Genomic DNA, 19,337 nt, shown 5'->3' on the forward strand with positions numbered 1-19,337 from the left:
GGATCGCGCAGATCCCGCATCCTGTCCGTCGTCACCGCCGCCTTCCTGGCCGCCGCCGGCACCCTGATCGCCCTGCCCGGCACCGCGCAGGCGGCCAACCTCGTCAGCAACCCCGGTTTCGAGAGCGGCAGTCTGTCCGGCTGGTCCTGCTCGGGCGGCTCGGTCGTCGGCAGCCCGGTGCACAGCGGCACCAAGGCACTGGCCGGAGCCGTCAGCAGCAGCGACACCGCCCAGTGCACCCAGACCGTCTCGGTCCAGCCCAACACCGCCTACTCGCTCACCGGCTGGGTCCGCGGCGCGTACGTCTACCTCGGTGTCACCGGCGGCGCCTCCACCTGGACGCCGTCCGCCGCCTCGTACACCCAGCTGACGGTCCCCTTCACCACAGGGGCCTCGCAGACCAGCGTGCAGCTGTACGTCCACGGCTGGTACGCCCAGGGGACGTACAACGCCGACGACATCAGCCTCGACGGGCCGGGCGGCGGCAACGGCGGGGACACGCAGGCGCCCACCGCGCCCAGCGGCCTGACCTCCACGGGCAAGACGTCCTCCAGCGTCTCGCTGTCCTGGAACGCCTCCTCCGACAACGTCGGCGTCACGAGCTACGACGTCTACCGCGGCAGCACCCTGGCCACCACGGTGACCGGCACCTCCGCCACCGTCAGCGGCCTGGCCGCGAGCACCGCCTACACCTTCACCGTCAAGGCGCGTGACGCCGCGGGCAACACCTCGGCGGCCTCCAACGCGGTGAGCGTCACCACCAGCGCCGGCGGCGGCGGTGGCACCGGCTTCAAGCAGGCCGCGCCCTACCTCTTCCTCGGCTGGGGCGACCCGCCGAGCGCGACCAGCGTGATGAGCGCCACCGGCGTCAAGTGGTTCACGATGGCGTTCATCCTCTCCTCCGGCGGCTGCAACCCCGCCTGGGACGGCTCCCGTCCGCTGACCGGCGGCGTCGACCAGTCGACCATCAACTCCATCCGCGCGGCCGGCGGCGACATCGTCCCGTCCATCGGCGGCTGGCAGGGCAACAAGCTCGGCCCCAACTGCTCCACCCCCGAGGCCCTGGCCGGTGCCTACCAGCAGGTGATCAACGCCTACGGCCTCAAGGCGATCGACGTCGACATCGAGAACACCGACGAGTTCGAGTCCGAGGTCGTCCAGGACCGCATCCTGAACGCGCTGAAGATCGTCAAGCAGAACAACCCCGGCATCCGGACGATCCTCACCTTCGGCACGTCGACGACAGGACCGACCTACTGGGGCGGCCGCCTCATCGAGCGGGCCAACGCGCTCGGCGCCAACATCGACGTCTTCACGATCATGCCGTTCGACTTCGGCGGCGGCGCCGACATGTACGGCAACACCGTGAACGCCACCGAGGGCCTGAAGACCAAGCTGAAGTCCACCTTCGGCTGGGACGACGCCACCGCCTACGCCCACATCGGCATCTCCGGCATGAACGGTCTCAGCGACCAGCAGGAGACCACCACCCCGGCGATCTGGACCCAGATCCGTGACTGGGCCAACTCCCACCACATCGCACGGCTCGCCTACTGGGCCGTCAACCGCGACCGGCCGTGCGCCGGCGGCGGAGTGGTGAGCAACTGCTCCGGCATCAACCAGAGCACCTGGCAGTTCACCTCCATCACCGCCGGGTTCACCGGCTGACCGACGGCCCGGCCGGTGTTCCGGCCGGGCCCACCGACCGCCCCACGGGTCAGGCGGCGGGGGACACCACGTCCCCCGCCGCCGTCCGCATGCCCACCGCGTGCTCGTTGGTCCGCGCGTCGTAGGCCATCAGCGTCGGCAGGCACACCGCCAGCGTCCCCACCGCCGCCACGCACGCCAGGCCGCCGGTCCACACCGAGGTCCGCAGCCCCAGCACCGCCGCCGTGCCACCGGCCCGCACCTGGCCCAGCTGCGGGCCGGTCATGAACGACAGCAACTCGATGCCCGCGAGCCGGCCGCGCAGGGCGTCCGGGATGGTCTGGTTCCAGATCGTGGAGCGGAACACCCCGCTGATCATGTCCAGCGCGCCCGCCAGCGTGAGGAAGAGCAGCACCAGCCACACGTTGCGGGTCAGCCCGGCGGCCGTCATGCACAGCCCGAAGCCCGCCGCGGCCAGGACGATCGCCACGCCGTGCCGGTGCACCCGGGTGGACCAGCCGCTCGTCAGGCTCATCAGCATCGCCCCGGCCGGCAGTGCCGCGTACATCAGGCCCAGCGACCACGGGGCGTGGAGATCGTCCGCCATGAAGGGGAACACGGCGATCGGGAACGCCAGGCCCATCGCCGCGATGTCCACCACGTAGGTGCCCAGCAGTTCCTTGCGGCTCCACGCGTAGCGCGCGCCCTCGCCGATCGAGCGCAGCGACGGGCGCTCCGCGTCGTGCGAGGGCGGGGAGGGCCGCAGGCCCAGGCCCAGCAGCAGCGACACCACGAAGGTCAGGGCGTCGATGGCGTACGCCCAGCGCAGGCCCGCGTAGGCGATCAGCACGCCCGCCAGCGCGGGGGCCGCGATGGCGCCGAGCTGCCAGCGCAGCGCGTTCAGCGAGGCCGCCGCGGTGAGCTGGTCGTGGGGCACGATGCGGGGCACGATCGCGTCCAGCGCGGGGCGCTGCAGGCCCCCGAGCGCACTCGTCAGCGCCGCCACCACGTACAGCGGCCACAGCAGCGGACGCGGGAGCAGGGTGTTGGCCAGCAGCAGGGCCGACATCAGGCCGAGCGCCGCCTCCGTCCACAAGATCAGCTTCCGCCGGTCGAGCGCGTCGGCCAGGGCGCCCCCGTAGAGCCCGAACACCACCAGCGGGACCAGCTCCACCGCTCCCAGGGCGCCGACCGCGAGCGTCGAGCCGGTGAGGGTCTTGATCTGGACCGGGAGGGCCACGAACGTCAGGAAGCTGCCGAAGCTCGTGATCAGCCCGGCGCACCACATGAGGCGGAAGTCGCGGGAGCTGCGCCAGGGCGCGAGGTCGGGGAGGAGATTGCGCACTCCCGCATGTTTCGCGGGCGGCCGCCGGGGGCGCAACGCATTTTCCGCGGCCCCGGCGCCCGCTCGCGAGAGGGGGTCACGCCAGGAGGCCTGCCGCCTCGAGGCGTTCGCGGATGGCCTTCACCGCGGTGTCGTCCAGCGGCACCTGCGGCGCCGCGGTGGCAGGGCAGGGAATGACGCCCCGCAGGTGCAGCGCCGCCTTGAAGGCGCCGAGCGCCGAGGCGCTGCCGCTCATCGGGGCGGCCGCGGCACCGATGTCGACGATCGAGAAGAGCGCGGCGAGCCGGTCCTGCTCGGCGGCGGCCTCCCGCCAGCGCCCGGCCATCGCGTGCTCGTAGAGCCGCACATAGCCGTGCGGGTCGACGTTGCCGAGTCCGGGCACCACACCGTGGGCCCCGGCCAGCAGGGCGGCGTCGACGGTGAGTTCGGAGCCGGTGAGCAGCGAGAAGGAGCCGGACAGACCACGCCGTCGGAGCTCGACGAGCAGCCGGCGCATGCCGCCGTCGGCGCCGCTGCTGTCCTTGAGGCCGGCCAGCGTGCCGTTCTCCGCCAGCGCCAGCACCGTGGCCGCGGGCAGCTTGGTGTGCACGGCCGAGGGGATGTCGTAGGCGAACAGCGGCAGGCCGTCCGCGCCGTCGCGCACCCGGCGGAAGTGGTCGGCGATCTCGACCGGGTGCGTGGTGGTGTAGAAGGGCGCGGTCGCCACCAGCGCGTCCGCGCCCGCCGCGACGGCCGCGCGGACGTGGTCCAGCACCCGGGCGGTGGTCATGTCGACGACCCCGGCGAGCACGGGGACGCGCCCGCCGACCGCCTCGACGACGGTGGTGAGCGCGATCCGGCGTTGCGCGTCGGACAGATAGGCCGTCTCACCGCTCGACCCGAGCGCGAAGACGCCGTGGACGCCCGCCGACAACACATGGCCGACCAGGGCGCGCAGCCCGTCGGTGTCCACGTCGCCCGCGGGTGTGAGGGGAGTGCACAGAGGAGGTACGACGCCACACAAGGGGGCGTGCATATCGGTCATAACGCCCACTTCTACCAGCTTGCCGGCGGCGGTGACACGAACTGCTCGGCGAGCCGCGCGAGCCGCGGCAGCCGGTCCCGCAGCCGGACCCGCCGGCCCGCGGCGGCACTGACCAGGTGCTGCAGCAGCTCCAGCCCGACCTCGCCGGGCTCCGGCGGCACGGACAGCGCCTCATGGGCGAGGCCCGCGAGCTCCCCGTCGCCCGCGTCCATCGCCAGCACCTTCGCCCCGGCCCGCCGGGCGCCGTCCACGCGTTCCAGCAGCGCCGCCTCCGCCCGCTCGGGCGTGACGACCAGCACCGTCTCGCCGCGCCGCGCGGCCTCCAGCCGGCCCGTGCCGACCGCGAGATGGGCGGGCGCGCCCGGCGGCACGCGCTGCCGCACCAGGGTGGGGGAGAGCTCGGGCAGCCCGCTCCAGGCGGCTTCGTCGTCCAGATGGGCGGCCATGTGCCACGGCTCGTACCCGCCGCCGCCCACCAGCAGCAGCCCGCCGGGGGACCCGCGGCGGACCGCGCCGCGCAGCGCCCCCGCGAACGTCCGGGTCCGCTCCGGCCACTCGCTGCCGGCCAGCAGTTCACGGACGACCTCGACCCGTGCGGCATCCATGCCACGGCATCCTGGCGCATGTCCCCGCCGCCGGGCGGGGCTTCCCGCCCGGCTCACCCGAAGGGGGTCATTGCGGGGGAAGGGCGCGCGCGACCCTGGCCCGCACGTCGGTGAAGTGCCGGCGCATCGCCGCCCGCGCCGCGCCCGCGTCACCGGTGCGCAGGGCGCCGACCACCGCGCGGTGGTTGGCGATGATGCGCTCGACGGGGTCGTCGGCGGGCGCGAGGGCGGAGCCGACGTCCTGGTAGACGGTCCAGAACAGGTCGATGAGCTGGAGCACCAGTTCGTTGTCGCAGGTCGCGTACAACAGGGCGTGGAAGGTGCGGTCGGCGTCCGGGTCAGTGACCATCCGCGAGGCGAGCGCGTCGAGTTCGTCGAGCCGCTCCGGCGGTATGGTGCCGGCCACCTCGCCTATCAGCCCGGCCTCCAGCAGTTCGCGCACCGCCACCAGATCGGCCAGCGCCCGTACCCGGGAGCGGATGTGGAAGGTGAGCGAGGGCAGCAGCACCCGCAGCGGCGCGTCGGCCACGAAGGTGCCGGTGCCGTGGCGTATCTCGACGATGCCGAGCGCCTGAAGCGCGCGCACCGCCTCGCGGACGCTGTTGCGGCCGGCGCCCAGCAGATCCATCAGCTGGGGCTCGGTGGGCAATGTGGCGCCGGGGGCGAGTCGCTGCTCGTGGATGAGCTCGATGATGCGATCCTGAAGCGTCGGGCCGCGGCCCCCGCCGGCGGTTCTGGTCACAAGTGGCCGCCTTTCCCACGTGCTGTCGTGCTTTCTTGACGTGCCGTCAGTGTCCTGTCTACCGTCCCTTGACGACAAGGGACGTCCTACGTCTGCCATGCAAGGGCGCATCGGAGGCAACACCGATGTCATACCTCACATCCGTCCCCTACCGAGGCGGTACCGGGGGAACCTCCGGGGAAGACCCGGTGGCCGTCTACGCGAGCTTCCGCATCCCCGCGGTCGTCGTGACGGGCGCGGGCACCGTGCTCGCCTTCGCCGAGGGCCGGCACGCGTCGGCGGCGGACACCGGGCGCATCGACCTCGTCCTGCGACGGTCGCAGGACGGCGGCCGCACCTGGGACGACCTGCGGGTGGTGACGTCCAACGGCTCCGGCACGGCGGGCAACCCGGCCCCGGTCGTCACCGCGGAGGGCCGCGTCGTGCTGGTCCACGTGCGCAACGCCGGGACCGCCGAGGAACGGGACATCATCCGCGGCAAGGTGACCGACGAGGACGGCCGCCGGGTCTGGGTCCAGTACAGCGACGACGACGGCGTCACCTGGTCCGAGCCGCGCGAGATCACAGCCGCCGTCAAGCGCCCCGGATGGCGCTGGTACGCCACCACCCCCGGCCACGCACTCCAGTTGCGCGCCGGCCGGCACGCCGGGCGGATCGTCGTCGCCGGCAACCACACCTGCCCGCCCGAGGGCCCCGACACCGGCGCCGAGCCCCGCTACAACGGCGGCCACTGCCTGTACAGCGACGACCTCGGAGAGACCTGGCAACTCGGCTATGCCGACGACACGTCCGACGACTACGTCAACCCCAACGAGACCACCGCCGCGGAACTCCCCGACGGCACCGTCTACTTCAACACCCGCACCGACTCCCGCAGCCCCGGCAATCGCGCGGACGCCGTCTCCGCCGACGGCGGCTCCACGACTCCCGCAGCGGCTCCACCCTGGCTCCACCCTGGAACGCCGCTTCCGCCCGCAGGCCGGCCTGGTCGTCCCCGTCGTGCAGTGCAGCGTCCTGCACCTGGGCACACCCGACATGCTGCTCCTCTCCGGCCCCGGGCATCCCACCGCACGCGCCCTGATGACCATCCGGGCCAGCCACGACCGCGGCGTCACCTGGCGGACCGCGCACACCGTCGACGGCCTCCCCGCCGCCTACTCGGACCTGGTGCGGCTGGACGAGGACACCGTCGGACTGCTGTACGAGACCGGCGACTTCGGCCCGTACGAGACGATCACCTTCCGCCGCGTCCCCCTCGCGGAGCTGGTCTCTTGATCGGCCGGCGCGGCGTGCTGGCGGCGGCCGGCGGCACGGCGGCGGCGCTCGCCCTGCCCGGCTGCGCCTCCTCCACCGGAGCGGCGGGCCAGGGCACGACCCTCACCTTCTGGTCCTGGGTGCCCGGGATCGAGCGCAACGTCGCGCTGTGGAACCGGCTGCACCCCGGGGTACGCGTCGAACTGGAGAAGGTGGCCGCGAGCGGCGGCGCCCAGTACGCCAAGATGCACGCCGCGCTCAAGGCCGGCAGCCCGCCCGACCTCGCGCAGGTCGAGTACCAGATGGTCCCCGGATTCCTGCTCGACCAGGGCCTGGTGGACCTGGCCCGGCACGGCGCCGACCGCTACCGCTCCCGGTTCGCCGCCTGGCTGTGGCAGCAGAGCGTGTACGCGGGCGGCTTCTACGCCATCCCGCAGGACTCCGGCCCGACGGTGCTGTTCCAGCGCCAGGACCTGCTCGACCGCTGGAACATCGAGACCCCCGCGACCTGGGACGACTTCGCCGCGGCCGCACGCGTCGTACGCCGCCGCGGCGCGCACCTCACCGCCTTCTCGCCGTCCAACCCCGGCTGGTTCACCGCCCTGGCCTGGCAGGCCGGCGCCCGCTGGTTCCGGGCCGGCGGCGACACCTGGCTGGTCTCCGTCGATGACGAGCCCACCCGCCGCGTCACCCGCTACTGGGACCGGCTCATCAGGGACCGGCTGGTCACCACGCAGCCCATGATGCAGAGCGCCTGGTACGCCGGCCTCCAGTCCGGCGACCTCGTCAGCTGGACCGGCGGCAGCTGGGGCGACGCCCTGCTCACCGGGAACGCACCCGGCGGCGCGGGCAAGTGGCGGGTCCGGCCGATGCCGCAGTGGCACACCCCCGGCGCCGCCGCCCCGTCCTCCGGGAACTGGGGCGGCTCCACCACCGCCGTCTTCTCCGGCACCCGCAACCCGCGGGCCGCGCTGGACTTCGCGGTGTGGCTCAACAGCGACCCCGCCAGCGTCCGCCTGCTCATCCGGGGCGGCTACGGCTACCCCGCCCCCACCTCCGGTTTCACCCCGGCCGAACTCAACTCCCGCGCGGCCTACTTCGGAGGCCAGGACTACGGCGCGGTGGTCGCCGCCTCCGGCGCCGCGGTCGACCGCTCCTGGACCTGGGGCCCCACCATGGACACCTTCTTCCAACGGCTCACCGACGCCCTCAGCGGCGCCGTCAGCGACGGCACCTCCCTCACCGCCACCCTGCCGGGACTCCAGGCCCGCACCCTCGCCGACCTGCGCGACAAGGGCCTGAAGGCGGAGGCCGCGTGACCGCGCGGGCGGACGTCGTGCCGCCGGCTGCCCCCGGCTCCGCCCCGGTGTCCGGGGGCAGGCCGCACCGCAAGGACCCCACCCGCCGCCGGACCCGATCCCGTACCCGCTCCCGCGAGGCGCGCACCGCGGCCGGGTTCCTCCTGCCGTTCTGCGCGCTGTTCCTGCTCTGCTTCGTCGTTCCCATCGGATACGCCGTGCAGCAGAGCCTCCTGCGGACCGTGCGCACCGGGCCGCTCGGCTTCGGCGGCTCGCACGACGTCTTCGCGGGGCTCGCCAACTACGCGCACGCGCTGCGCGACGGCTCCTTCCTCGCGGGCTTCGGGCGCGTGCTGCTGTTCGGGGTCGTGCAGGTGCCGCTCATGCTCGCGCTGGCCGCCGCACTCGCGCTGCTCCTGGACAGCGCCTCCGCCCGCGGCGTCGGCTTCTTCCGCACCGCGTTCTTCCTGCCCTACGGCGTGCCCGGGGTGATCGCGTCGATCCTGTGGGGCTTCCTCTACGTCCCCGGGATCAGCCCCTTGGTGCAGATCCTGCACTCGGCCGGCCGGCAGGTCGACTTCCTGTCCCAAAGCACCGTGCTGTGGTCCATCGCCAACATCGTGACCTGGCAGTTCACCGGCTACAACATGCTGGTCCTGATCGCCCAGCTCAAGGCCGTGCCCGCCGAACTGTACGAGGCGGCCCGCCTCGACGGCGCGAACGCGGCACGCATCGCCTGGCACATCAAGCTGCCGCTGATCCGGCCGGCGCTCGTGCTGACCGCCGTCTTCAGCATCATCGGCACGCTGCAACTGTTCTCGGAGCCGCTCGTGCTGCGTCCGCTCTCCCCGGCCATCGACTCCGGCTACACGCCCAACCTGCACGCCTACAACGAGGCGTTCTCGGCCAACGACTACCACGTGGCCGCCGCGGAGGCGGTGCTGCTCGCGCTCGTCGCGTGCGCGCTGTCCTTCGGCTTCCTCAGCCTGGTCGGCCGCCGCGGCGGGGACGGGGCGCTGCGATGACCGTCCCGCTCCGCCACCGCGTCCTGACCGCGACCGCGCTCGCGCTGGCCGCCGTCTACTTCCTCGTCCCCGTCTACTGGCTCGCCGTCTCCTCGACCAAGTCCAGCGCCGACCTCTTCGGCAGCTTCGGCCTCTGGTTCGCGCACCCCCACCCGATCGACTACCTGGGCCGGGTGCTGACCTACGACGGCGGCGTGTACGTCCGCTGGTTCGGCAACAGCCTGCTGTACGCGGGCGTCGGCGCCCTCGGGGCGACCTGGCTGTCGGCCGCCGCGGGGTACGCCCTCGCGCAGTACCGCTTCGCGGGGCGCGAGGCGGTGCTGACCGTCGTCGTCGCCGGTGTCCTCGTGCCGTCCACGGCGCTCGCGCTGCCGCTGTACCTGCTCTTCACCGACCTCGGCTTCGCCAACACCTACTGGTCGGTCCTCGTCCCGGGCATGGTCAGCCCGTTCGGGGTGTACCTGTGCCGGATCTACGCCACGGCGGCCATCCCGCGCTCGCTGCTGGAGGCGGCCCGGCTCGACGGGGCGGGGGAGTGGCGGATCTTCCACGTCCTCGGGCTGCGTCTGATGACACCGGCGCTGGTCACCGTCTTCCTGTTCCAATTCGTCCACATCTGGAACAACTTCTTCCTGCCGCTGGTCATGCTCTCCGACAGCGACCTGTACCCGGTGACGCTCGGGCTCACCTCCTGGCAGGGCTACGCGGACCGGCAGCCGGAGCTCTACCAGTACACGGTCGGCGGCGCGCTGCTGTCCGTCCTGCCGCTGATGCTGCTCATGGTGGTGCTCCAGCGCCACTGGCGCGGCGGCCTCAGCGAGGGCTCCGTCACAGCCTGACCGGCGCGCCGCCGGACGCCGGATGCTGGCAGGATCACGTACATGACTGTTGACAGTGGCAATGACACCCCCGCCGCGAAGGCTCCCGCCAAGGACCCGTGGGACCTGCCCGATGTGTCCGGCCTCGTCGTCGGCGTCCTCGGCGGCACCGGTCCGCAGGGCCGCGGCCTGGCCTACCGGCTCGCCAGGGCGGGCCAGCAGGTGATCATCGGCTCCCGTGCCGCCGACCGGGCGCAGGCCACCGCGGAGCAGCTGGGACACGGCGTCCAGGGCGCGGACAACGCCGAGACCGCCCGGCGCAGCGACATCGTCATCGTCGCCGTGCCCTGGGAGGGCCACGCCAAGACGCTGGAGTCACTGCGCGAGGAACTCGCAGGGAAGCTCGTCGTCGACTGCGTCAACCCGCTGGGCTTCGACAAGAAGGGCGCCTTCGCCCTGAAGCCGGAGGAGGGCAGCGCCGCCGAGCAGGCCGCCGCGCTGCTTCCCGACTCCCGGGTCGCCGCCGCCTTCCACCACCTGTCCGCGGTGACGCTGGAGGACCCGGAGGTCGAGACGATCGACACCGACGTGCTGGTGCTCGGCGAGTCCCGCGCCGACACCGACCTGGTGCAGGCGCTGGCCGCGCGCATCCCCGGCGTCCGCGGGGTCTTCGCGGGCCGGCTGCGCGGCGCCCACCAGGTCGAGGCACTGGTGGCCAACCTGATCTCGGTCAACCGCCGCTACAAGGCCCACGCCGGGGTGCGCCTCACCGACGTCTGACCGCCGTGGGGCGGCGCGAGGGCGTGGGGGACAATGGGCGGGTTCGTGATCGACCCGACAGGAGCCGCCCCCATGCCCCGCCTCGCCCTCTACGCGCTCATCGTGTGCGTGCTGTCCGCGGTCGCCGCCGTCGTCTCCTTCGTCGAAGGCAGCTGGCTCGGCGTCCTGTGGCTCGCGATCACCGGCCTGACGAGCAACATGTGCTGGTACTACGCGCGCAAGGCCAAGCTGGAGAAGGCCGCGGGCTAGAAGTTGCCGCCCTCCCAGAAGCGGAACAGCTGGGAGCCAAGGACCGAATAGATCTCCGGCACGCCGAAAGCCTGCGTCACGCCGTACACGAAGCCGAAGAACGCCGAGTTCACCTCGGGGATCCACAGCACACCGAAGACGGCCAGCAGGCCGAAGGACGCGAACGGCTCCATCTGGCGCCGCACGTTGTACGACAGCCAGGGCTCGATGATCCCGTAGCCGTCCAGCCCCGGCACCGGCAGCAGGTTCAGGATCGCCGCGGTCACCTGGAGCATCGCCAGGAACGCCAGGGCCGCGGCGAACGCCAGCTGGTCCGGGTTCGTCGGGTCCACGAGGTGGAGGGTGAACGGCAGCATCGCCGCGATCGCGAACAGCACGTTCGTGAGCGGGCCCGCCGCCGAGATCAGGCTGTGCTTCCAGCGGCCGCTGATCCGGCCGCGCTCGATGAACACCGCGCCACCGGGCAGGCCGATGCCGCCGAGGATCAGGAAGACCAGCGGCAGCACGATGCTGAGCAGCGCGTGCGTGTACTTCAGCGGGTTGAGGGTCAGATAGCCCTTCGCGCCGATCGAGATGTCGCCGCCGTGCAGGGCGGTACGCGCGTGCGCGTACTCGTGCAGGCACAGGGAGACCACCCAGGCGGACACGACGAACAGGAAGACGGCGAAGCCGGTGCTGGAGGAGAACCCGGTCCACACCGCCCACCCGGAAACGGCCATGATCGCGACCAGCCCCAGGAAGATCGGGCTGATCTGCCGCTCACTGCGGGTTGCTGCGGTGGTCATCGTGCGGGCTCCTGCGGAGGGCTGTTCGGGGACGGTCGTCGTGCCGGCCGCCCGATCATGTCATCCGTCCGCGGCGGGGCACACCCACGGGCCGATAACGCTCCGCGAACGCGAGACGTTCCGGGATGCGGTTCCCCGCCCTCCCGCCCGTGTGCCCGGTGAAGTCTGGGCGCCCCGACGCGCGTGTGGGGGTGGGCCGGGTCCGGGGCCTCCGGGGCTGCACGTCCTGGACTGGATATTTACGTGCATTTCCAGCACCCGCCATCGTTCACCCTGGATGCCGCACACAAATATGCCGAACGTCCAGAACATCCACCCCTACGACCCCGCCCCCTCCCGTTGGGTCCGCGCCTGATCCCCGGTGGGGGGTCTGGAGGCAGTCCGGGGTAACGCGGTTGCCTGGATCACCCCCGCTGGCGGCTGTCAGGGCGCGCAGCCGACCGCGAGCCCCACGGGACTTCCCCAGGCCCCGTCCCGCTGAGTGCGCTGTCTCAACGGATGGCCCGGGCACGGTGCCGCCTCTACACCCCCACTGGGGATCAGGCGCGAACACAACGGAGGGGGCGGGGGTGTAGGGGTGGGTGTTCTGGACACTGGAGCATATTTGGGTGCGCCACCCCGGTGCGCAGTGCAAAGGCCCTGAGGCACCGAAATGTGCTGTCCAGAATGGCCAGCCCCGGAGACCCCGAACCCGGCCCCCAGACAACTTGCGTCGGGGCACCTGACTTCACAGGGCTGGGGGCACCCCCGGCCGAAGGTTGGGGGAGGGAGGGCGGGCGGGGAAAAAACCCAGGCGGCCAGCGCAAGCGGCACGTTGCGGTACGGCCTCGCTTTCGTCACCCCGGGTCGCCCGCCCCGCGGCCAGGGCAGGCTGCTCTGGGGTGGGACAGGTCCGCGGGGGCGGCCTGGTGGCCCGCCGAAGGGGGAGCGATGGGATGGAATCGGCTCGTTGTCCTGGCGGGACTCGGTGTCGCCGTGCTCGGCTCGCTCTCCGGCTGCACCGTGCCAGTCGCGGGCGTCACGGGCATCGCGGTGACGGAAGACGGAGAGCCGCTCGGTGTGATGCTCGTCTGCCATGACCGCATCGACGGCGCGACGCTCTACGCCGACGCCGCGGAGGATTCCGAGGAGGCCGATCCGGACCACCTCGGCCGGTGGACCCGCGGGAAGCCCGCCAAGGGATTCACCATGTGGCGGCTTGACTCCGGCGGCCGGGGCTGGCATACCGACAAGCCCTTGGCGGCCCTGGAGCCGCGGCGCACCTACAGCCTGTACGGCTGGACGCGCGACAACTCGGTGTCGGCCGAGAGCGTGGACTTCACCCTGGAGCAACTGGCGCGGCTCGAACCCGGCCAGGTGCGCTACTGGAACGGCGACCACGGCGGCTACGCGACCGTCGCGCTCGACGTCTTCCGCTCGCAGGCGTGCCGGGGCGTGTGAACAGGCGCGCCGTAACCGGGAAGCCCCGGTATCGGCCTCCGTGAAACATGTGTCGGGGAGGGCGGGACGACGGGAAAAAGAACCCGGGGGCCGAGCAGTGCACCGCTCGGACACAATGGGGGCGTGCGCTACGGCATTCTCGGGACGACACAGGCCCACCGCGACGACGGCACCGCCGTGCCCCTGGCCGGGACCCGGCTGAGGGCGGTGCTGGCGGCGCTCGCGCTGCGCCCCGGTCGGGTGCGCACGACCGAGGCGCTGATCGACGAGGTGTGGGAGGGCGAACCGCCCGCCGACGCGACCGGGGCGTTGCAGGCGCTGGTGGCGCGGCTGCGCCGGGCGATCGGCCACGGGGCGGTCCTCTCCGCGGACGGCGGTTACCGGCTGGACGCGGCGCCTGACGCCGTGGACCTGTTCCGTTTCGAGCGCCTGGTGGAGGACGGCGGCCGGGCGCTGGCCGACGGCGACGCCGCCAAGGCCGCCGGCGCGCTGGACGGCGCGCTCGGGCTGTGGCGCGGCCCCGTGCTGGCCGACCTTCCTGACCGGGTCTCCGTCGCCTCCCGCTACGACGCGCTGCGGCTGGACGCCCGCCGTCTGCGGATCACCGCCGAGATCGCCCTGGGCCGCGCCGAGCAGGTGCTCCCGGAGATCGTGGAGCTGGCTGCCGCCCATCCGCTCAACGAGCCGGTGCAGGCGCTTCGGCTGCGGGCGCTGCGCGAGGCGGGACGGACGGCGGACGCCCTGGTCGCGTACGAGCACGTGCGCCGGGAGCTCGCCGACACGCTCGGTGCCGACCCGGGGCCCGAACTGCGCGCGCTCCACGCCGAACTGCTCGTGCAGGCGACGCCGGCCCCCGCTCCGGCCCCCCTTCCGGCCGTCGCGCCGCTCCCGCCGCAGCGCCGGGGCAATGCGCGTGCCCGGCTGACCAGCTTCGTCGGCCGCGAGTCGGACCTCACGGCGCTGGCGTCCGATCTGTCCACCGCCCGGCTGGTGACGATCACCGGCCCCGGGGGCACCGGCAAGACCCGGCTGTCGCAGGAGGCCGGGGACGCGGTCGCCGGCCACTGGCCGGACGGCGTGTGGTTCGCCGAACTCGCCCCCGTCGAAGACCCCCGCACGGTGGCCGTCGCCGTGGTCAACGCGCTCGGTCTGCGCGAGACCCTGCTGCACCCGGGCTCGGCCACCGAGGCCGCGCTCGCCGCCGAGGCGAAGGGCGCGGTCGCCAAGGACCCGCTGCTCCAGCTGACCGAGTACTGCGCCGATCGCCGACTGCTGCTCGTCCTGGACAACTGCGAGCATGTGATCGGCGCCGCCGCCGAGCTGACCGAGCGGCTGCTCGCGGACTGCCCGGACCTGGTGGTGCTCGCCACCAGTCGTGAACCGCTCGGCGTACCGGGGGAGTTGATCCGGCCGCTGGATCCGCTGCCCGAGCCGCCGGCGCTGCGGCTGCTGGCCGACCGCGGCGCCGCGGCCCGCCCCGGCTTCACCCCGGACGACGACCCCGAGGCGTGCGCGGAGCTGTGCCGCCGGCTGGACGGGCTGCCGCTGGCGATCGAGCTCGCGGCCGCCCGGCTGCGGATGATGGCGCCGCGTCAGCTCGTCGACCGGCTCGACGACCGCTTCCGCATCCTCACCGCGGGCAGCCGTACGGTGCTGCCCCGCCAGCAGACGCTGCGCGCCGTGGTGGACTGGAGCTGGGACCTGCTCACCGAGGCCGAACGGACCGTGCTGCGCCGCTTCGCCGTCTTCGCCGGCGGCTGGGACCTGGCCGCGGCCGAGGCGGTGTGCGGCGGGGGCGGCGACGGCTCCGTGGACCCGCGCGATGTCGCACATGTCCTGGCCTCGCTGGTCGACAAGTCGCTCGTGGTGGCCGATCTCAGCGAGGACGGCGCCCGCTACCGCACGCTGGAGACCATCGGCGAGTACGCGGCGGAACGCCTCGAGGAGGCCGGCGAGCGCGAGACCGTGGGGCGCCGCCACACCTCGTACTTCCGCGAGTACGTCCGCACCGCCGACCCCGCACTGCGCGGGGCGCGCCAACTGCTGTGGCTGGAACGCCTGGAGCGTGAGCACGAGAATCTGCGGGCCGCCATCCGCCGGGCGGTGGACACCGGCGACGAGCAGGAGGCGCTCTGCCTGGTGCTGTCCTGCGGCTGGTTCTGGGAGATGCGCAACTACCGCAGCGAGATGGGCTATTGGCCCGGTGTCGTGGCGGAGATGAGCCCGGTGGACGCCTTCGCCGGACCGCGCCGGCTGCCGCCCCTCGACCGCGGCCCGCTGGACGACCCGCTGCCGATGACGCCCCAGCTGCTCACCGAGGCCCGGCGCTGGGTGCGCACCGCGCAGATGTTCGCGCACATGGAGGATACCGACGTCTGGGACGACCCGCGGTGCGTCGCGCTCGGCGAGGTGCTCATCGAGGCCTACCCGCCGGAGCTGCCGCAGTCCAGCCTGCGGCCCGGGCTCTTCCGCATGATGGGGGCCATGCTGACCGGCCGCTTCGACCTCATGCCGAGGCTGATCGACGACACGGTGGACAGCTGCCGGCACTTCGGCCGGACGTGGGAGCTGGCGTTCGCGCTGCAGTTGCGAGCCAAGGTCATGAACGACGAGGAGGGCCGGCTCGCCCAGTCCATGGAGGACATCCGCGAGGCCCGGGCCCTGTTCGGCGAGGCCGGCGACGACTGGGGCCTGGTGGAGGTGCTGGCGGCCGAGGCCGAGTCGACCGCCAACGCGGGGGACTGGGCCCGCGCCGCCGAGAGCTGCCGCGAGGCCATCGACATCGCGATCAAACTCGGTGCCCACCAGCAGGTCCCGATGATGACGGTCCGCCTCGGCGACGCCCTCGCCAACAGCGGCCAGGAGGAGGAGGGCGAGCGGCTGGTCCGGGAGGGGATCGCCGACGCCCAGCGCTTCCGTCCGGTCGGCGACGACGCGAGCTACTACGGCAGGGTGCTGCTCGTCGCGATGCTCGCCCGTCGCGGCGACCTGGACGAGGGCTTCGAACTGCTCGACGCCATGCAGGCCGATCCACCGGGGGGGATGCCGTCGTTCATCTCCGGGCTGCTGGCCGCGATCCGCGGCTGGCTGATCGGCATGTCCGGCGACCCGTACGGCGGCCTGCCCCATCTCCGCCAGGCCGTCGACTACATGGACGCGCATCCGCTGAGCCCGGTCATCGGGCCGCGTCTGGGCGTCCTGCTCTTCCCGCCCGCCGTCACGCTCTTCACCGGCATCGCCGGACTGCGGGACGGCGACGGCGCGGCGGAACCGGCCCGCCGCGCCGCGCTGGTGCTCGGCGCGCACGACGGCCTGCGGCAGACCGCCTGCACTCCGTGGGAGCGCCACAGCCTCGACGAGGACGCGGCCCGGCTGCGGGTCCAGATGGGAGAGGAGGCGTACGCCGAGGCCTACCGCGAGGGCGAAACCCTCACCTTCGCCGAGGCGATCGTGCTGGTGCGCGCACCCCTTTGACGTCGCGCGGCGAGACGTCCGCCGGTGTCAGCCCGCCTTCTTCCGCGCCGGCGCCTTCTTGGCCGCGGTCTTCTTCGCGGTGGTCTTCTTGGCCGCCGCCTTCTTCGCAGGTGCCTTCTTGGCGGCCGTCTTCTTCGCGGCGGCCGTCTTCCCGGTGGTCGCGGCCTTCCCGTCGGTCCCGGTCCTCTCGCCGCCACGGGCGTCGATGCTGGCCTGGAGCGCCGCCATCAGGTCCACCACGTTGTCGGGGGCGGCGGTCACCTCGGCCGTCTCGGGCACCGGTTCGCCCTCCAGGCGGGCGGCGACCACGGAGTCCAGCGCCTTTTGGTACTCGTCGTGCAGGGACTCCAGGTCGAAGTCCTCGGAAAGGGTGTCCATCAGGCTCTGTGCCATCTTCAGTTCCTGCGGCCGCACGGCGACGTTCTCCGGCGGCGCCAGTCCTCCGGCGTCACGGACCTCGTCGGGCCAGTACATGGTGTGCAGGACCAGCAGCTCCTCGTGGACGCGGAGCAGCGCCAGCGACTCGCGCGTTCGGAGGGCGATCTTCGTGACGGCGGCCTTCCCGCTGGTGGCCAGGGCCTCGCGCAGCAGGACGTACGGCTTGGACGCGGCGGCCTCGGCGCCCACGTAGTAGGCGCGGGACAGCGACAGCGGGTCGATCTCGTCGGTGTCGACGAAGGCGAGGACGTCGATGAGCTTGCGGCTGGGCAGCGGCAGCTCGGCCAAATCCTCGTCACTGAGCACGGCAGTCCGGCCGCTCTCGTCCTCGTACCCCTTGGCGATCTCCGCGTAGGGGACCTCCTTGCCGTCCTTCTCGCAGAACCGCTTCATGCGGATGCGGCCGCCGTCCTCGGCGTGCACCTGGTGCAGGGAGACGCCGTGCTCCTCGGTGGCCGCGTAGAGCTTGACGGGAATGGAGACCAGCCCGAAGCCGATCGCACCTTTCCACATGGATCGCATACTTTCGTCCCTTTCCGGGGACTTTCCACACTATGCCCGCCCCGTCAGCCTCGCCCGACCGGCAAGCGGCCGAGGTGGACGGCCGTCAGGTGGTCCTCACCCACCTGGACAAGGTCGTCTTCCCGGCGACCGGCCACACCAAGGCGCAGTTGCTGCGGTACTACGCCCAGGTCGCCGCGGTGATGGTGCCGCACGCCACCGGCCGCCTCGCCTCGTTCGTCCGGGCGCCGGAGGGGCCGCACGGGCAGGCGTGGTTCGCCAAACGGCCGCCCGCCGGCACGCCCTCCTGGGTGACCACCGCCGGCGACCCGAAGGAGCCGCACGTCGTCGTCGACTCCACCGCCACCCTGGTCACCATGGCCAACCTCGGAGGCTGGGAGGTGCACGTCCCGCAGTGGACGGCGGCCGCGGGACGCGACGGCCACGACCGGCTCGTCCTCGACCTCGACCCGGGCGAGGGCGCCGACCTCGTCCTGTGCTGCCGGGTCGCCGAACGGCTCCGCCAGATGATGGACGACGACGGGCTCACCGCCTTCCCCGTTACCTCCGGCAGCAAGGGCCTGCACCTGTACGCGCCGCTGGAGCCCGTGACCGGGAGGGCGGTCAGCGGCTACGCCAAGGCGCTGGCCGGGCGGATGCAGGGCGAGCACCCCGGCCTCGTCCTGGTCTCCATGACCCGCAGCCTGCGCCCCGGCAAGATCTTCATCGACTGGTCGCAGAACGCCTCCGCGAAGACCACCGCCTGCCCCTACACCCTGCGGCTGCGCGACCGCCCCGGCGTGGCCACGCCCGTCACCTGGGACGAGGTCGCCGCCTGCCGCGCGCCGGGCGACCTGGTCTTCGGCCCCGAGGACGTACTCGGCCGCGTCGACCGCCACGGCGACCTGCTGGCCGGCCTCGACGACGGCGCCGCCCAGGGGCGGCTGCCGTGACCGATCCTGTGCCGCCGCCCGTCGTGGTGATGCTCGCCCGGCGTGTGGAGACCGTCCCCGAGCCGGACGCCCTGCCCGGCGGCTGCGCGTACGAGCCGAAGTTCGACGGCCACCGGATGGTCGTCCTCACCGGCCCGGTACGGCTTCAGACCCGTTCCGGAAGGATCGTCACCGACACCTTCCCCGAACTCGCCGAAGCCGCGCGGGCGCTGCCGCCCGGCACCGTCGTGGACGGCGAGGTCGTCATCTGGCGCGACGGGCGGATCGACTTCGGCGCGCTCCAGCGGCGCGCCCTCGGCGGCACTCGCAGGCGCCTGCCGGGACCGCCCGCCAACTACGCGGCCTTCGACCTCCTCGCGGCCGGCGGCACCGACCTGCGCGGCCGCCCCTACGACGAGCGCCGTGCCGCCCTGACCGCCCTCCTCACCCCGCTCGGCCCGCCGCTGCAGCCCGTCCCCATGACCACCGACCGCGCCGAGGCGCTGAACTGGTACGCCTCCCTGGCCGCCACCGGCATCGAGGGCCTGGTCGTCAAGGGCCGCGCCCAGCGCTACCGGCCCGGCCGCCGCGACTGGCTCAAGCTCCGGCACTCCGTCCCGCAGGACGCCGTCGCCATCGGTTTCACCGGCACCCCCCGCGCCCCGCGCGCCCTCGTCCTGGACCTCGGCGACGGCCCGCTGGCCTCCGCCGCCCTCGACGCGCCCCTCCGTTCCCAGCTCGCCGCCCTCCTCACCCCCGCGCCCCCTGCCACCGCGACCCTCGACGACGGCACCCCCTACCGCCCGCTGCCCCAGCCGCTTCCCGTCGAGATCCTCCAGGGCGCCGGCCGCCACGCCCTCACCACGGTGCTGCGCCTGCGCCCCGTGCGGTGACCTGGCGGAAGGGGCCCGGCACCGCCGCGTGGAAAGGCGTTGAGCGGTGGCCGGTGCCCGCATACGATGACGCGTCGCCACTCGGCC

At 73.1% G+C, this 19,337-nt stretch carries 15 protein-coding genes and 2 pseudogenes; 11 read left to right on the plus strand and 6 right to left on the minus strand.

Annotated features, from left to right (window positions below):
• Positions 1–18 precede the first annotated feature (18 nt).
• A complete protein-coding gene (locus tag RV983_RS25695) occupies positions 19–1,668 on the plus strand; it encodes a carbohydrate binding domain-containing protein (RefSeq protein WP_475990456.1) in 1,650 nt (549 codons plus the stop codon).
• Positions 1,669–1,717: 49 nt separating this feature from the next.
• Here RV983_RS25695 and RV983_RS25700 read toward each other — a convergent pair whose 3' ends face one another.
• The 4 genes from RV983_RS25700 to RV983_RS25715 all read right to left on the minus strand — a co-directional run bounded on the left by RV983_RS25700 (position 1,718) and on the right by RV983_RS25715 (position 5,363).
• Positions 1,718–2,992 carry an MFS transporter gene (locus RV983_RS25700; protein ID WP_475988085.1) on the minus strand — a complete coding sequence of 425 codons (1,275 nt, stop codon included), beginning with the start codon at positions 2,990–2,992 and terminating at the stop codon, positions 1,718–1,720.
• Between the two features lie 76 nt (positions 2,993–3,068).
• Positions 3,069–4,016: a dihydrodipicolinate synthase family protein gene (locus tag RV983_RS25705; protein WP_475988086.1), complete on the minus strand. Its 948-nt coding sequence runs from the start codon at positions 4,014–4,016 to the stop codon at positions 3,069–3,071.
• Positions 4,017–4,027: 11 nt separating this feature from the next.
• Positions 4,028–4,621 (minus strand): hypothetical protein, encoded by a 594-nt coding sequence (locus RV983_RS25710; RefSeq protein WP_475988087.1) that lies wholly within the window; start codon positions 4,619–4,621, stop codon positions 4,028–4,030.
• 67 nt (positions 4,622–4,688) lie between these two features.
• Positions 4,689–5,363, minus strand: coding sequence for a FadR/GntR family transcriptional regulator (locus RV983_RS25715; protein ID WP_475988088.1), 675 nt, complete (start codon positions 5,361–5,363; stop codon positions 4,689–4,691).
• 125 nt (positions 5,364–5,488) lie between these two features.
• Between RV983_RS25715 and RV983_RS25720 the strand changes: the two are divergent.
• From RV983_RS25720 to RV983_RS25745, 6 genes and pseudogenes are all read left to right on the plus strand, one after another.
• Positions 5,489–6,638, plus strand: a pseudogene (locus RV983_RS25720) (sialidase family protein).
• Positions 6,639–6,778: 140 nt separating this feature from the next.
• Positions 6,779–7,936: pseudogene (locus tag RV983_RS25725) on the plus strand (ABC transporter substrate-binding protein); the annotation flags it as partial.
• Between the two features lie 47 nt (positions 7,937–7,983).
• Positions 7,984–8,940 carry a carbohydrate ABC transporter permease gene (locus RV983_RS25730; protein ID WP_475990457.1) on the plus strand — a complete coding sequence of 319 codons (957 nt, stop codon included), beginning with the start codon at positions 7,984–7,986 and terminating at the stop codon, positions 8,938–8,940.
• Positions 8,937–9,779 carry a carbohydrate ABC transporter permease gene (locus RV983_RS25735; RefSeq protein ID WP_475988089.1) on the plus strand — a complete coding sequence of 281 codons (843 nt, stop codon included), beginning with the start codon at positions 8,937–8,939 and terminating at the stop codon, positions 9,777–9,779. The genes RV983_RS25730 and RV983_RS25735 overlap by 4 nt, the downstream gene beginning before the upstream one ends.
• Positions 9,780–9,821: 42 nt before the next feature.
• On the plus strand, positions 9,822–10,538 hold the full coding sequence (npdG, locus tag RV983_RS25740) for an NADPH-dependent F420 reductase (protein ID WP_475988090.1): 717 nt from the start codon (positions 9,822–9,824) through the stop codon (positions 10,536–10,538).
• Positions 10,539–10,610: 72 nt separating this feature from the next.
• Positions 10,611–10,787: a hypothetical protein gene (locus RV983_RS25745; protein WP_475988091.1), complete on the plus strand. Its 177-nt coding sequence runs from the start codon at positions 10,611–10,613 to the stop codon at positions 10,785–10,787.
• On the opposite strand, the gene RV983_RS25750 is transcribed toward RV983_RS25745, so the two are convergent.
• The gene (locus RV983_RS25750) at positions 10,784–11,572 is read right to left on the minus strand and encodes a site-2 protease family protein (protein ID WP_475988092.1); all 789 of its coding nucleotides are present in this window, start codon (positions 11,570–11,572) and stop codon (positions 10,784–10,786) included. The genes RV983_RS25745 and RV983_RS25750 overlap by 4 nt on opposite strands.
• A gap of 930 nt (positions 11,573–12,502) precedes the next feature.
• On the opposite strand from RV983_RS25750, the gene RV983_RS25755 reads away from it, so the two are divergent.
• On the plus strand, positions 12,503–13,012 hold the full coding sequence (locus tag RV983_RS25755; RefSeq protein ID WP_475988093.1) for a hypothetical protein: 510 nt from the start codon (positions 12,503–12,505) through the stop codon (positions 13,010–13,012).
• A 123-nt stretch (positions 13,013–13,135) separates the two neighbouring features.
• On the plus strand, positions 13,136–16,486 hold the full coding sequence (locus tag RV983_RS25760; RefSeq protein WP_475988094.1) for an AfsR/SARP family transcriptional regulator: 3,351 nt from the start codon (positions 13,136–13,138) through the stop codon (positions 16,484–16,486).
• A gap of 27 nt (positions 16,487–16,513) precedes the next feature.
• Here the strand turns inward: RV983_RS25760 and ku are convergent, their stop codons facing one another.
• Positions 16,514–17,446, minus strand: coding sequence for a non-homologous end joining protein Ku (ku, locus tag RV983_RS25765; RefSeq protein WP_475988095.1), 933 nt, complete (start codon positions 17,444–17,446; stop codon positions 16,514–16,516).
• A gap of 32 nt (positions 17,447–17,478) precedes the next feature.
• Here ku and ligD point away from each other — a divergent pair, with 32 nt between their 5' ends.
• Positions 17,479–18,378, plus strand: coding sequence for a non-homologous end-joining DNA ligase (ligD, locus tag RV983_RS25770; protein WP_475988096.1), 900 nt, complete (start codon positions 17,479–17,481; stop codon positions 18,376–18,378).
• Entirely contained in the window at positions 18,375–19,250 is an 876-nt protein-coding gene (locus RV983_RS25775; protein ID WP_475988097.1) for an ATP-dependent DNA ligase, read from the plus strand. The genes ligD and RV983_RS25775 overlap by 4 nt, the downstream gene beginning before the upstream one ends.
• Positions 19,251–19,337 lie beyond the last annotated feature (87 nt).

The organism is Streptomyces sp. RLA123 (assembly GCF_056270165.1).

Excerpts from the sequence above, each read along its gene's own strand:
- RV983_RS25705 (WP_475988086.1), bottom strand. The coding sequence starts at position 4,016 with ATGACCGATATGCACGCCCCCTTGTGTGGCGTCGTACCTCCTCTGTGC.
- npdG (WP_475988090.1), top strand. The coding sequence starts at position 9,822 with ATGACTGTTGACAGTGGCAATGACACCCCCGCCGCGAAGGCTCCCGCC.
- RV983_RS25750 (WP_475988092.1), bottom strand. The coding sequence starts at position 11,572 with ATGACCACCGCAGCAACCCGCAGTGAGCGGCAGATCAGCCCGATCTTC.
- RV983_RS25735 (WP_475988089.1), top strand. The coding sequence starts at position 8,937 with ATGACCGTCCCGCTCCGCCACCGCGTCCTGACCGCGACCGCGCTCGCG.
- ligD (WP_475988096.1), top strand. The coding sequence starts at position 17,479 with ATGCCCGCCCCGTCAGCCTCGCCCGACCGGCAAGCGGCCGAGGTGGAC.
- RV983_RS25755 (WP_475988093.1), top strand. The coding sequence starts at position 12,503 with ATGGGATGGAATCGGCTCGTTGTCCTGGCGGGACTCGGTGTCGCCGTG.
- ku (WP_475988095.1), bottom strand. The coding sequence starts at position 17,446 with ATGCGATCCATGTGGAAAGGTGCGATCGGCTTCGGGCTGGTCTCCATT.
- RV983_RS25710 (WP_475988087.1), bottom strand. The coding sequence starts at position 4,621 with ATGGATGCCGCACGGGTCGAGGTCGTCCGTGAACTGCTGGCCGGCAGC.
- RV983_RS25745 (WP_475988091.1), top strand. The coding sequence starts at position 10,611 with ATGCCCCGCCTCGCCCTCTACGCGCTCATCGTGTGCGTGCTGTCCGCG.